The organism is Alphaproteobacteria bacterium, from assembly GCA_035625915.1.
In the GTDB taxonomy this organism is placed as follows: domain Bacteria; phylum Pseudomonadota; class Alphaproteobacteria; order JACZXZ01; family JACZXZ01; genus DATDHA01.
Map to the genome: position 1 here is coordinate 17,740 of DASPOR010000079.1, position 12,655 is coordinate 30,394.

At 62.2% G+C, this 12,655-nt stretch carries 13 protein-coding genes; 6 read left to right on the forward strand and 7 right to left on the reverse strand.

Going from position 1 to position 12,655, the window contains the following annotated elements; genetic code table 11:
- Positions 1-11: 11 nt before the first annotated feature.
- A complete protein-coding gene (locus VEJ16_06530) occupies positions 12-581 on the forward strand; it encodes a hypothetical protein (GenBank protein ID HYB09306.1) in 570 nt (189 codons plus the stop codon).
- Positions 582-634: 53 nt separating this feature from the next.
- On the opposite strand, the gene VEJ16_06535 is transcribed toward VEJ16_06530, so the two are convergent.
- The 5 genes from VEJ16_06535 to pdxH form a co-directional block, all read right to left on the reverse strand.
- Positions 635-1,426 (reverse strand): SDR family oxidoreductase, encoded by a 792-nt coding sequence (locus VEJ16_06535; protein ID HYB09307.1) that lies wholly within the window; start codon positions 1,424-1,426, stop codon positions 635-637.
- Positions 1,427-1,554: 128 nt separating this feature from the next.
- On the reverse strand, positions 1,555-2,406 hold the full coding sequence (locus tag VEJ16_06540; GenBank protein ID HYB09308.1) for a universal stress protein: 852 nt from the start codon (positions 2,404-2,406) through the stop codon (positions 1,555-1,557).
- Positions 2,407-2,487: 81 nt separating this feature from the next.
- On the reverse strand, positions 2,488-4,065 hold the full coding sequence (locus tag VEJ16_06545; protein ID HYB09309.1) for an AAA family ATPase: 1,578 nt from the start codon (positions 4,063-4,065) through the stop codon (positions 2,488-2,490).
- Positions 4,066-4,203: 138 nt separating this feature from the next.
- A complete protein-coding gene (locus tag VEJ16_06550) occupies positions 4,204-5,121 on the reverse strand; it encodes a cation diffusion facilitator family transporter (GenBank protein ID HYB09310.1) in 918 nt (305 codons plus the stop codon).
- A 29-nt stretch (positions 5,122-5,150) separates the two neighbouring features.
- Positions 5,151-5,741, reverse strand: a complete 591-nt coding sequence (pdxH, locus tag VEJ16_06555) for a pyridoxamine 5'-phosphate oxidase (protein HYB09311.1) — start codon at positions 5,739-5,741, stop codon at positions 5,151-5,153.
- A gap of 251 nt (positions 5,742-5,992) precedes the next feature.
- On the opposite strand from pdxH, the gene VEJ16_06560 reads away from it, so the two are divergent.
- The 5 genes from VEJ16_06560 (at position 5,993) to sppA (ending at position 11,149) form a co-directional block, all read left to right on the forward strand.
- Positions 5,993-6,496, forward strand: a complete 504-nt coding sequence (locus VEJ16_06560; GenBank protein HYB09312.1) for an RT0821/Lpp0805 family surface protein — start codon at positions 5,993-5,995, stop codon at positions 6,494-6,496.
- 237 nt (positions 6,497-6,733) lie between these two features.
- Complete coding sequence (gene fabI / locus VEJ16_06565; GenBank protein ID HYB09313.1) at positions 6,734-7,573, forward strand: enoyl-ACP reductase FabI; 840 nt, start codon at positions 6,734-6,736, stop codon at positions 7,571-7,573.
- A gap of 31 nt (positions 7,574-7,604) precedes the next feature.
- On the forward strand, positions 7,605-8,675 hold the full coding sequence (gene aroC / locus VEJ16_06570) for a chorismate synthase (GenBank protein HYB09314.1): 1,071 nt from the start codon (positions 7,605-7,607) through the stop codon (positions 8,673-8,675).
- 67 nt (positions 8,676-8,742) lie between these two features.
- Positions 8,743-9,315, forward strand: coding sequence for a peroxidase-related enzyme (locus VEJ16_06575; GenBank protein HYB09315.1), 573 nt, complete (start codon positions 8,743-8,745; stop codon positions 9,313-9,315).
- A gap of 40 nt (positions 9,316-9,355) precedes the next feature.
- On the forward strand, positions 9,356-11,149 hold the full coding sequence (gene sppA / locus VEJ16_06580; protein ID HYB09316.1) for a signal peptide peptidase SppA: 1,794 nt from the start codon (positions 9,356-9,358) through the stop codon (positions 11,147-11,149).
- A 9-nt stretch (positions 11,150-11,158) separates the two neighbouring features.
- Here sppA and arfB read toward each other — a convergent pair whose 3' ends face one another.
- Entirely contained in the window at positions 11,159-11,578 is a 420-nt protein-coding gene (gene arfB / locus VEJ16_06585; GenBank protein HYB09317.1) for an alternative ribosome rescue aminoacyl-tRNA hydrolase ArfB, read from the reverse strand.
- Between the two features lie 103 nt (positions 11,579-11,681).
- Positions 11,682-12,542, reverse strand: coding sequence for a protein-methionine-sulfoxide reductase heme-binding subunit MsrQ (locus VEJ16_06590; protein ID HYB09318.1), 861 nt, complete (start codon positions 12,540-12,542; stop codon positions 11,682-11,684).
- Between the last annotated feature and the right edge of the window lie 113 nt (positions 12,543-12,655).

Consider the following 12,655-nt stretch of genomic DNA (forward strand, 5'->3'; position numbering starts at 1 on the left):
AGGTTTGTGGAATGTATCGCGACAAGACCTTGATTCCGACCGAGGCCATCCGCCTTTGCGCCCTGGGTTTGTTGGCAGACGGACCGCAAACCTACGCCGAAGTCGCCTCCGCGGTGCGCCATTTCGCGAGTCGGATCATGGGACCGTCCCTCGACATCCTCGGGACCTCGATCGAGCTTTTGCGCCTCGAAGGTCTCGTCGAGCCGGACGGTGTGGCAGACCCGCCCGACAAAACGCGGCTTCGCATCACCGAGGCTGGGCGAGCGGAACTCTTGACACTGCTGAAGAGCCGTGTGCGAGCACCGCTCGACGATCTCAACAAGCTCGTGACCGCGCTCAAGCTGCGCTTCTTCCATTTACTTTCGGGTGCCGAGCAGCGCGAGCAACTCGATCTTCTGATCGAGGCGACCGAGGGCGAGATCAATCGGCTCGCCGATCTACGCGCCTGCAGTAGGCAAGGCTGGCTTGCGCGCTGGCTCGACCACGACATCGCTCAGCTTCAAGTCCGTAAAGGCTGGTTCGAAAGCCGCAGGCTCGAATCCAAGCTCCAGGAGAAAACAAGCGGGACGAAGCCGCTCTGAATGTCGAAACCTCTGTGCCGATTAGGACGGTTTCGAATTCAATCGATCACGCTCTAGAGAAGGTGCTGCCCGCCGGTTACGAAAATCTCCGTGCCGGTCACGTAGCTGAAATCGCCCTCGCAAAGCTGAAAGACGACGCTCGCGACCTCCTCGGGCTTTCCCATGCGATGAAGCGGAATGCGCGGGATCAAGCGGTCGTAATCCGGACCGATCATCGCGGTCTCGATTTCCCCAGGGGCGACGGCGTTGACCCGCACGCTGATCTCGGCGAATTCGACCGCCATCTCGCGCGTCAGTGCTGAAAGTGCGGCCTTGGATGTGGAATAGGCCGAACCGGCAAAAGGATGAATTGCGTGACCGGCAATCGAGGTGACGTTGACGATCGACCCTTTACCTTTCGCGAGTGCGGGCGCCAATCCGCGCGAAAGGGAGAGGGGTGCGAAGAAATTCAGCTCGTACACCCGCCGCCACTCGGCCAAATCGCCATTGAGGCAACCGAGACGTTCCTTGAAGGGGGCCTTCGGCGATATCGCTGCGTTATTGACAAGGGCGTGAAGGGCGTCGCCGCCAAGGATTGCGAGTGTTTCTTTTGTGAAGGCCTCCACACTCGACGGCTCCTCGAGATCGGCGACGATGTGGTGCGTCCAATTCGGATCGCGCTTGCAGTCTGGAGGCACGTCCTCCCGGCTGCAAGTGACGATACGCCAACCCTCGTCGGAGAAGCGCTTGACGGTGGCGTGCCCGATCCCCCGGCTCGCACCCGTGAGCACCAACGTCTTGGTCGCGACCGAGGCATGCGATGTAGCGTGCCCCCTCGGCTTGGTTTGGGATATGGCATGAGACATGACGGCGAGTGTAGCGGAAATCGGCCGTAACGCTAATGTCGCAAATACGGCGCGTCCTCATCGACTGTCCGTGCGCGCCAGGGGCTGATTTCCTGACACGCCAGCCCGACGACCGGCCCGCCCCTGCCTCAATGGGCAAGCAGGACCGGAAGTTTTGCGTCATTGAGCACGGCACGCGTGGCACCGCCGAAAATCGTCTCGCGCATTCGGCTATGCCCATAGCCGCCCATGACGATGAAATCGGCCTTGGCTGCGGCCGCCTCGTCGACAAGCTGTTCACCGACCGGCCAGCCCTTGAGTGCCACATGCTTTTGTTCGGCCCGGATGCCGTGATGGCCGAGCCAATCCGCAAGGGCCTCGACCGGGGGGTCGACCGGCACCTCCTTGGCACCAGAGAGAATGAGAACGCGCTCCGCCTGGGCGAGGAGTGGCAGGGCGGCGGTTGCGGCGCGCGCTGCCTCGGCGCTTCCGTTCCACGCGATCGCGATCGTCTTGCCGATGGTGTCGCGCCTTTCGGCCGGCAGCAACAAAACGGGGCGTCCTCCATCCATAAGTGCTGCCTCCAGGGTAAGGCGCCAATCGATATCGCTGCCCTCGGGCACACGTCCCATCACCACGAGATCGTGGACGCGCGCGCGCGAAGCCACTTCGTCGGGCATCCGCCCGACAATGGCCGTGAAGCGTGCCCCCGCCTTGGCGCCCGACGCCACGACCTTGGCCGCCCGACAAGCGCTGTCGAAGAGGCTATGCGCCGTCTTGGCACGCGTTTCCCCCTCCCGCTCGGCCATCGCCATGATATCTGCGACCACGGGCCCCGCCGCGCCTTCGCCCAGCATTCTGAGAGCGTCTCGCGGATCTGGCTTCACATGCAGCACGTCCACGAAGGCACCGAGCTTTCGCGCGAGCGTCAATCCCGTAACCAGCGCGCCGTCGGTCGTCTCGTAGCCCGTGATCGGAGCTAAGATACTCTTGATCGCCATCGACTCCTCCATAGGCCCGGTTGCGAGAGATGACTGTTTCCCCGAGATTACTGCCAGGGGGCGCAACTTGCGTGATCTAGATCAATGAGTGGCGCCGGCAATGCCGAGCCTGCTTCGAACAAGTTCGAGCGCCTCCGGAAGAGTACCGCCAACGTCGATTTTGCCCCATCTCATAGGACCCAGCGAATACTGAAGCTGGCGGTGCAAGACCGCAACCGTTGCATCCGAGGCGTCGTTGTGCCGGCCGGTTATCCTCGAAGTAAGCACTTCGCTCGGTGCTTCGAGCCATAGTCCATCGAACCGGACCCCGCACCCACTTGCGACGGCCTCGATCGAACGCCGCTCCTCGGGCCGAGCGTACACCGCATCGGTAACGACGGCATGCCCCGCCGCCAGGGCCTCCCGCGCACGCACGGCGAGGGTCGTGTAGACCCGCTCGGTTATTTCCGCCGTATAGGCTTCGGGACCGAGCCGTTCGAGTGGTGCCACGCCGATAAGCTGCTTTCGGATCACGTCGCTGCGAAGCACGATCGCACCTGGTGCAGGATCGATGCTCGGTGCTGCTTCGCGCGCGAGGGTCGATTTCCCGCTCCCCGACAGCCCGCCGATCGCCACGAGCCGAGGTGCGTGGGGCGCTGCATATTGCAGAGCGAGACCGAGGTAGGGCTTCACCTCCGCGAGAAGCTGCCGTGAGGCGAGGGCATCGGATTGCGCCGATGCCATGGCAACACCTACGACGGCGCGAACAGCCGCACGCGCTGAGAGAAAGAGCGGCAGCGTCGCAAGGCCCGAGAGATCGCCGAGGCCGTCAAACCGGGTGCCCTCCGAGAAATAACGGTTGAGCACGAGGTTGGCAAATTTGCGCAGGCCCAGGCGATCGAGGTCCATAAGCAGGAACGCCAGATCGTATAGTACGTCGATGCAGGAGAGGCGTTCATTGAATTCGATCGCGTCGAAGAGTACCGGTCTTCCGTCGATGGAACAGATGTTCCGCAAATGGAGGTCGCCATGGCAATGACGCACAAGGCCGCGCACGCGTCTCGATTCGAGTAATGGTCGCACGCGTTCGAGTGCAGCGTCACTTGTCGTTCGCAATCGCGCCACGGCGTCGGGCGGAAAGCACTCTCCCGCTTCTCGCAAACCTTGATCGTTGTCGGCAATCACACGTGCAAAATCCGCGGCGTTGCCTTGATCGGGCCGACGCTCGGCGCTCTCATGAAAGCGCAAGATCGCATCGGTGAGTTCGGTCATGAGATTTGCGTCGAGTGCGCCGCGTTTGGCGAGCCGGTCGAAGAGCAAGGATTGATCGAAACGCCGCATCACGACGACCCAGTCGACCGTTTCTCCGACGCCGCCGACGGCAAGCGCACCGGATGCCGCGCGGACGATCGGCTGAGCGCCCAAATAAAGCCGAGGTGCCGTGCGCAAATTAAGCCTTACCTCAGCCTCGCACGCCCGCCTGCGCAGCTCTACCGTGGAAAAGTCCATATAAGGGAAACGCACTGCGCGCTTAAGCTTCAATGCCCGCTCCCCGACAAGGATGACGACAGCGCCGTGGGTATCCACGCGCGTCACCGAAGCGCCACCATGACTCCGTGGGTCGGCGAGGAATGCGATCGCTTCGCTCTGATCTTCGACCACGTGGCTCGGCCTGCGCATATCGGCCGTCCTCAAATCTTGCCTGCGTCGTAAACTGTCTCCCGCCTGACGCGGCTACGGTCAGCGCTCGGCGTCGCCTCGCCCATACACGGCCAACGGGGCCATTTCCCGGCTGAATGTTTCCGGCGGTCGGCGGATTTAGCGCGCATACTCCCGGCGCAGTTCGGGAATGCCAGCGGGATCCTCGTGGATGATTACTTCTGCGCCTGGGAAGGCTTCTAGAAGCCTTGCCTCGACCGAATCGGAAATCTCATGGGCACGCGCGAGCGTGATGTCCGGATTCATTTCGAGGTGAAGTTGTATGAAGAGCGTTGGGCCGGCGGAGCGGGTGCGCAGATCGTGCATTGCGACCACGTGCGGATTTTCTGTTACGATCTCCTTGATACGAGAGCGGGCATCGTCGCGCAGCTCTCGGTCCATGAGCTGATCGAGTGATTTTCGCGATATCTGCCAGGCGCTGGCTACGATGAATGCGGCGATGCCGATGGCGAATATCGGATCCAGGATGTGCCAGCCGAACTGCATCCCGAGAAAGAGCGATATCAGCACGCTGCCGTTGACCAGCAGATCGCCGAAGTAGTGAAGCGCATCGGCGCCGATCGCAACGGAACCGGTGGCGCGCACGACGTAGCGCTGAAAACTGACCAGGCCGATCGTGACCACGATTGAAAATGCCATCACGGCCATGCCGATGGCGCCGTTATGCACCGGTTGGACGTCAAAGAGGCGATGGCCGGCCTCGAATATCAAGAACACCGCCGAGCCGGCAATGAACGCGGACTGGCCAAGCCCGGCGAGCGACTCCGCCTTGCCGTGGCCGAAACGATGCTCTCGGTCGGCCGGCGTCAATGCGTGGCGCACGGCGAGCAGATTGATGATTGAAGCTGCAGCGTCGAGTAGCGAATCGATCAGGGTCGAAAGCAGAGCAACCGAATCGGTCACCAGAAAGGCGGCGATCTTCGCGACGATCAGCACGGCCGCGGCAGCCACCGAAGCATGGGTTGCCGCGGTCATCAAGCGCGCGTTCCTCGTGCTCGTAACCGACGCTTGGATCATCGCGCAATCGCCTCCTCAGCGATCAAGGATCAAGGATAGAGCCGCTCGGTCCGCCAGCCATTCCCTTGGCGCCGATAGACGACGCGCTCGTGCAATCGAAAGGGGCGCTCACGCCAGAATTCGATGCGCGACGGTGCGACACGAAAGCCCGACCAATAGGGCGGGCGCGGCACTTGGCCGAAGCCGTATTTTGCCGCGTATTGAGCCACTTTTCGCTCGAGTTCGAAAATCCCTGCAAGCGGTCTCGATTGCTGGGAAGCCCAGGCGCCAATCTGGCTTTGCCGATGCCGCGTCGCGAAATAGGCGTCCGCCTCCTCGGCGGAGACGGGCATGACTGTCCCTTCGATACGCACCTGGCGGCGCAGGGACTTCCAATGAAAGCAAAGTGCGGCATGCGGGTTCTCCACGAGTTCGCGTCCTTTTCGACTTTCGGTGTTCGTGTAGAACACAAAGCCCGCCGAATCGACATCCTTAAGGAGCACCATGCGTGCCGAGGGCACACCACGGGCGTCCGCCGTGGCCAGCGCCACGGCGTTGGCGTCTGAAGGCTCTCCGGTCTCGGCTTCCTTCAGCCATTGGCGGAAAAGCTTTATCGGATCCTCGGACGAATTTTCGTTCATGACACGTTCAACACGATTTCTCTGGCTAGGTGCGGCAACGCGCCGCGTTTGATATAGATCGCGATCCACCATCCTGCCTGACAAATGCTGCATTTCCGGCGAGCATTCGTCGCCTTGTCCGCCGCGCTTTTCGGGAGCGCAGCATAGGTCGAAGGCGGTCTTGTCGTATTCCGACAGGTCCGCTACATCATGACCGATATCGCCCTGGCCCGGAAGGGTTCGGGATTAGCGGCAACAAGCGAGGTTCGTTGATGACATTCAAAAATATCACCGTTGCGGCAATGATAGTTCTTAGTCTGGCCGCCTGCACTCAAGGACCGAACGGTGAGACCGAGACCCCGCTCGGCGGAACGAAGCAGACGGTCGGCACGATCGGGGGGGCAGGCGTTGGGGCCTTGATCGGCAATCAGATCGGCCACGGCTCAGGCAATGTGGCGGCCACCGTGGTAGGCGGCCTGCTCGGCGCCTTCGTCGGAAGCGAGATCGGCAAGTCTCTAGACCGCGCGGACCAGCTGGCGATGCAGCGCACGACCCAGACGAGCCTCGAAACGACTCCTATCGGCCAGTCGAGCGCTTGGCAGAATCCGGATACGGGCCATTCGGGCACCGTAACGCCCGTCAGAACTTACCAAACGGACGCAGGCCAGTATTGCCGCGAGTTTCAGCAAACCGTCACGATCAGTGGCCAAACGCAGCAAGCCTACGGCACCGCCTGCCGGCAGCCAGACGGAAGCTGGAAAATAGTCAGCCAATAGGCTTTCGCCGGGCCATCCCATCCAGCCGTTTCCCGTGTCGGGGAGCCTTGCCCCAAGGCCGATCCGGTGCAAGCCGGATAGCGAGGCAAAAGTCGCGGTTTCTTGAGAAGTGTCTGATGCGATTGAATTCCCGCGTCGGCGGGAGGTCGCTTTGACCCCCTCGAGCTTTTGTGTAGGATGCGCCGGCCCGGTAAGTCATTCCTGTAATTCACGCAAAGGGCAGCGAAAGGGGCGACAATGACCCAAGCAGCGTCACTAATGAACGGCAAGCGCGGTCTCGTCATGGGCGTGGCGAACGACCGGTCGATGGCTTGGGGTATTGCCAAGACACTCGCAGCGCACGGTGCGGAGCTGGCGCTCACCTACCAGATCGACCAGCTCGAGCGGCGCGTGCGTCCGCTTGCCGAATCGGTGAATGCGCCACTCGTGCTGCTTTGCGACGCGATGGACAGTGCGAGCTTGGATGCCGTGTTCGATGCGATGGCGAGTCGTTGGGGTTCCATCGATTTCATCGTGCATGCGATCGCCTTCTCCGACCGCAATGAGCTGACGGGCAAATACGTCAATACGAGTAAGGACAATTTCGTCCAGACGATGCTGGTCTCCTGTTATTCGTTCACCGATATGGCGCGTCGCGCCGCACGACTGATGCCCCAGGGCGGGAGTCTCCTGACGCTGAGCTATTACGGTGCGGAGAAGGTCATGCCCCACTACAACGTCATGGGCGTGGCCAAGGCAGCACTCGAGGCGAGCGTGCGCTATCTGGCTGTCGACCTCGGCGGACAGCAGGTTCGCGTGAATGCCATTTCGGCAGGACCTGTCAAGACGCTGGCGGCTTCGGGCATCGGCGACTTCCGCTACATCCTCAAGTGGAACGAGCATAACGCGCCCTTGAAGCACAACATCACGACAGACCAGGTCGGCGGGGCCGCACTCTATTTGCTGAGCGATCTCGGCGCCGGCGTGACAGGCGAGATCCACCATGTCGACGCGGGATATCACGTCGTCGGAATGATGGCGGTCGACGCGGTCCCCGCCATCAAGGAACTTCTACAGACCGTCAAGACCACCCTATGACGGAAGCACCGATGCGCGGGGATGCTTCATAATGCCCGGCAACAGCTTCGGACACGCATTTCGCTACACGACTTGGGGCGAAAGCCATGGCCCCGCGATCGGATGCGTGGTCGATGGCGTGCCGCCGCGTATTCCGCTGGCCGAAGCAGATATCCAAAAGTGGCTGGACAAGCGCCGGCCGGGCCAATCCCGTTTCACGACCCAGCGCCGGGAGCCAGATCAGGTGAGGATCCTGTCGGGCACATTCGAAGGGGCCACGACCGGGACTCCGATCTCCCTCCTCATCGAGAACGTCGACCAGCGCTCGAAAGACTATAGCGAGATCAAGGATCTCTACCGTCCCGGCCACGCGGACTATACCTACCAGGCAAAATACGGAATCCGCGATTACCGCGGCGGGGGACGGGCGTCGGCGCGGGAGACGGCGTGCCGAGTGGCGGCGGGCGCCATCGCACGCCTGATCCTGGGCGACCGCGTGTCAATCCTCGGCGCCATGATCCAAATGGGCCCGCACAAGATCGACCCCCACCGATGGGACTGGACTCAAGTCGAACAGAATCCCTTCTTCTGCCCGGATGCGGCTGCCGCCAAGGCCTGGGAGGTCGAGCTCGACGCCATCCGCAAGCGAGGCTCCTCCGCGGGGGCGATCGTCGAAGTGCATGCCTCCGGCGTGCCGGCCGGGTTGGGCGAGCCGATCTACGACAAGCTCGACGCCGACCTTGCCAAGGCGATGATGAGCATCAATGCGGTCAAGGCCGTCGAAATCGGCGACGGTTTCGCAGGGGCCGCTACCCCCGGCGAAGAAGCCCACGACACGATGCGCATGCGCGACGGCAAGCCGGTATTCGTCACAAATCATGCGGGTGGCACGCTTGGCGGCATTTCGAACGGCGCCGACGTCGTCGTGCGATTTGCGGTCAAGCCGACGAGTTCGATTCTCATCCCGCAACAAGGCGTCAACGCGAATGGCGAGGAGGTCGAGGTCGTCACCAAGGGGCGCCACGATCCGTGCGTCGGCATACGCGCGGTACCCGTCGGCGAAGCCATGATGGCGATTGTGTTGGCCGACCACCTTTTGCGCCACCGTGCCCAGTGCGGATGAAAATGAAATAGCGGATTGCGCGACCGCCGACGCCGTCAGTTGCGTCGGCACCAACTGGAGAAGTGCGATGCCACAGCCGAGCCGCATCATGGCGCTCAAGGTTCCGGCCGAAGGATCGGCGGAGGAAGACGTAAAGGCGTTCTACGCGAAGTGCCGCGAGAAACTGGGCCTCGTGCCGAACGTGTTGCGCGCCTATCAACTTCGACCCAAGAAACTGCGCAACTTCATTGCCTTCTACAATGAGCTGATGCTCGGCGATTCGGGCCTCAGCAAGCTCGAGCGGGAGATGATTGCGGTCGTCGTGTCGTCGATCAACCACTGCTACTATTGCCTCGTCGCGCACGGACAGGCGGTGCGCAAGCTCTCCGGGGACCCTCAATTGGGCGAGATGCTGGTCATGAATTATCGCGTCGCATCGCTCGAGCCGCGCCATCGCGCGATGCTCGATTTTGCAGCCAAGCTCACCGAGCGGCCGCATGCGATGGAGGAGTCCGATCGCGCTGCCCTTCACGCGGCCGGCTTCAGCGAGGAGGACATCTTCGACATCGCGGACGTCGCGGGTTTTTACAACATGTCGAACCGGGTCGCATCGGCGGTCGAAATGATGCCCAATCCGGAATATCACGCAATGGACCGCTGACCGTCCCACAACACCTCACCTCTTCTCGGGAATCGCTGGCATGCGGTGGTTGAAACGTATCGTCGTTGGATTTTTCGCGATCGTCGGATTCGTCGTCGTAGCGCTGACGGTTCTCGGCGTCTGGATCGGCACGAGTGCTATCAGATCGAACATCAAGGCGGTCCCGGATACCGCGGTATTGCAACTCGATCTCTCGAAAGGGCTCGCGCAAGGAAGTGGCGACGATCCGTTTAGCGGGCTCTTCCAGCGCGACCGGCTCACGCTGCGACAGATCGAAGAGGCGCTGAACCACGGCGCCAATGATGCGCGCGTCAAGGGCCTCGTCATGCGCGTGGGTAGCGGGCTCGGTTTCGCAACGACGCAGGAGCTCCGCGACGCCATAGCCGATTTTCGCAAGGCTGGCAAATTTGCGCTCGCATTCGGCGAGAGCTATGGCGAAGGTGGGGGAGGAAACGGCGCCTATTATCTCGCAAGCGCCTGCGAGGAGATTTGGCTCCAGCCATCGGGTGAGGTCGGTCTCGCCGGTGTTGCCGCCGAGACGCCCTTCCTCAAGGGAACACTCGACAAGCTCGGCATCGTCCCGCACTTCGCCAAGCGCGAGGAATACAAGAATGCGATCGATCAACTGACCGATGCCGCATACAGCCCGGCATTTCGCGAATCGATGACGAGCCTCTTGAGCTCGATCTACGACCAGCTCACCAAGGGCGTCTCAGACGGCCGCGGCTTACCGCTCGACGACGTCAAGATGCTCGTGGACCGCGGCCCATTCCTGGCGAACGATGCGCTCGGCGCCAAGCTCGTCGACAAACTGGGCTATCGCGACGAGGTCGAGGATGCGGCGCGTCGGCGCGCCGGCAACGGAGCCAAATTGATCGGGCTTCGGGATTATTTCCAGGCGACGCGCGAGGCGCGCACAGGCGGACACGTGATCGCGCTCGTCGAGGGCAGCGGTCCGATCGTGTCGGGCGAGAGCGATTTCGACAACCCGCTCGACGGGACCGATCGAATCGGCGCCGACACCATGACCGACGCACTCGACGAGGCCGCGCAAAGCCGCACGGTCGAGGCGATCGTTCTGCGGGTCGACAGCCCGGGTGGCTCTTACGTCGCCTCGGACACAATCTGGCGTGCGGTCGAGCGAGCAAAGCAGGCCGGCAAGCCAGTCATCGTTTCGATGGGCAATGTGGCGGCGTCGGGCGGATACTTTATTTCAGTTCCGGCGAGCAAGATCGTCGCCGAGCCCGGTACGCTCACGGGCTCGATCGGCGTTTTCGGCGGCAAGTTCGTCGTGACAGGCCTCATGGAGAAGCTCGGGATCAGCTTCGATTCGGTCGGGTTCGGCGCCAACGCCGAAATGTGGAGCGCCACACGCGATTTCACGCCGGAAGGCTGGGCCAAGCTTCAAGCCTCGCTCGACGCTGTCTATAAGGACTTCACGGGCAAGGTCGCGAAGGGTCGCGCCTTCGACGCAGGCCGGATTCCATCGGTTGCGAAGGGCCGGGTCTTCACCGGCGACCAGGCGTACAAGAATGGGCTGATCGACGCCCTTGGCGGACTGCCCACGGCGATCCAGCTCGCGCGCGAGGCCGCCAACATCAAGCCGGAGGAGACCGTCCGACTCGTCGTCTACCCCCCGCCAGGCCGGGAATTCCGGCGGCTGTTGAGGGAGCTCTTTGCCGATGACGCCCGCGTCGAAGCAAGAGTGGTGTCGAGCTTGGCCGAACGTCTCGGCGACACGGTCTCGGCACTCCACCCGCTCGCGGTGGAGCTGCCGGCATTGCTCTCGCGAGAGGAAGCCTGGCTTCTCGCTCCACCCGTCGAAATTCGATAGGGCCCGTCGTTATTCGTCGCGGGGTGTCTCGCGCAGTCGCTTGGTCGCGCCGCGGCGAATCTTGCCATCGAGGCGCCGGCGGCGTGCCGCGGCCGTTGGCTTGGTAGGCCTGCGCGGGGTTGGCGGCTTCTCGGCCCGGCGGATCAGTTCGATGAGCTTTGCCATCGCCTCGTCGCGATTGCGAGCCTGGGTGCGGTGACGCTGTGCCGTAATGATGAGCACGCCGTGTTGCGTGAGACGCCGGCCGGCGAGGCGTTCGAGCCTCGCCCGAACCCCGGGGGGCAAAGACGGGGAGCGGCGAACATCGAAGCGTAATTCGACCGCAGTCGCGACCTTGTTGACGTTCTGTCCGCCGGGACCGGACCCAAGGACGAATCTCTCCGCAATCTCGCCTTCATCGAGCGCGATATTGGCCGTTATCCGGATCATGCATGGTACTAGATCAGCCTCGGCAGAGCGCACCAAGCAAAAACAACACGTTTTGGGTCGACCGATTGCCGAGCACGATGGCGCAACCTCGAGAAGGCGGCGCTCACGCGGGCTGCAGGCGAGGCCGCACGGGGCGTTGGGCGAAGTAGGCGCGGATAGCACCGATCAGGGCCGCGAGCGTTCCGGCGGAGAGCGTGATCCAGCTCGGCCGAATGCCGATCATGAACGTGAAATTCGCGTCAAGCACGCGCATCGGATCGACGTCGAGCTTGATCCAGTAATAGGACGCCTCGCCCAACGCCATCGCCAAAGTCGAAGCAAGCGCCAACACAAAGAGCGCCCAAAGGGGGACGTGGCTCTTGTTACCGCAAAGCCAAGCCATCACGCGATAGCCCATCAGCCAAGCGAAGAGGCCCGACATCCACATCGCCTCGTCTACGTTCACCTTGCTTTGATAGAAAAAATGTATGAGCGCCAACACACCGACAACGTAAACAAGCTGGTGAAGTCGCCGCCATCTCTTCCCGCCGAGCCAGCGAACGGCGCCGTCAGTCGATGTGGCGGCCAAGGCCGTGAGCATCAAGAGGGCTGTGAATCCAAGTGTGAGATAAAAGCGCAAGGCGATTTCCGAAACGACTTTTTCGAGATCGAATGCCTGATCCATCACGTAGATGCAAAGATGCAGTGAAGCGTAGAAAAATGTGGCGACACCGATCATGCGCCGCACGAGGACAAGGTGCGGCCACTGGAGGATTTGCCTGACCGGCGTGATCGCGAGCGAGGTGAAGAGTAAGCGGATTGTCCAAAGGCCGATCTCGTGGGTCGCCGCGTTGATGGGGCGAGGCCCGAGCTCTCCCATGACGTAGGCGAGCCCGGTCCACGCGGCCGGGACGAAAAGGGCCCCAAAAACCAACGTTTTGAAGGGCGAAAGGCGGCCGCTGCGATCGAGCCAGGGGGTTATCATGGATCTCCTTAGCGCATCATTTCGCCCCTGGGGACAACGATTTCGAGTCAACTTCCGTTCAAGTTACCGCGAGCGCTGAAGATCCTGTGCGGTGCCAGCGATTTCTCGAATAT

Coding starts and splice junctions, on each gene's coding strand:
- VEJ16_06550 (HYB09310.1), bottom strand. CDS start 5,121: ATGATCCAAGCGTCGGTTACGAGCACGAGGAACGCGCGCTTGATGACC.
- pdxH (HYB09311.1), bottom strand. CDS start 5,741: ATGAACGAAAATTCGTCCGAGGATCCGATAAAGCTTTTCCGCCAATGG.
- sppA (HYB09316.1), top strand. CDS start 9,356: ATGCGGTGGTTGAAACGTATCGTCGTTGGATTTTTCGCGATCGTCGGA.
- aroC (HYB09314.1), top strand. CDS start 7,605: ATGCCCGGCAACAGCTTCGGACACGCATTTCGCTACACGACTTGGGGC.
- VEJ16_06545 (HYB09309.1), bottom strand. CDS start 4,065: ATGCGCAGGCCGAGCCACGTGGTCGAAGATCAGAGCGAAGCGATCGCA.
- VEJ16_06590 (HYB09318.1), bottom strand. CDS start 12,542: ATGATAACCCCCTGGCTCGATCGCAGCGGCCGCCTTTCGCCCTTCAAA.
- arfB (HYB09317.1), bottom strand. CDS start 11,578: ATGATCCGGATAACGGCCAATATCGCGCTCGATGAAGGCGAGATTGCG.
- fabI (HYB09313.1), top strand. CDS start 6,734: ATGACCCAAGCAGCGTCACTAATGAACGGCAAGCGCGGTCTCGTCATG.
- VEJ16_06560 (HYB09312.1), top strand. CDS start 5,993: ATGACATTCAAAAATATCACCGTTGCGGCAATGATAGTTCTTAGTCTG.
- VEJ16_06575 (HYB09315.1), top strand. CDS start 8,743: ATGCCACAGCCGAGCCGCATCATGGCGCTCAAGGTTCCGGCCGAAGGA.
- VEJ16_06530 (HYB09306.1), top strand. CDS start 12: ATGTATCGCGACAAGACCTTGATTCCGACCGAGGCCATCCGCCTTTGC.
- VEJ16_06535 (HYB09307.1), bottom strand. CDS start 1,426: ATGTCTCATGCCATATCCCAAACCAAGCCGAGGGGGCACGCTACATCG.
- VEJ16_06540 (HYB09308.1), bottom strand. CDS start 2,406: ATGGCGATCAAGAGTATCTTAGCTCCGATCACGGGCTACGAGACGACC.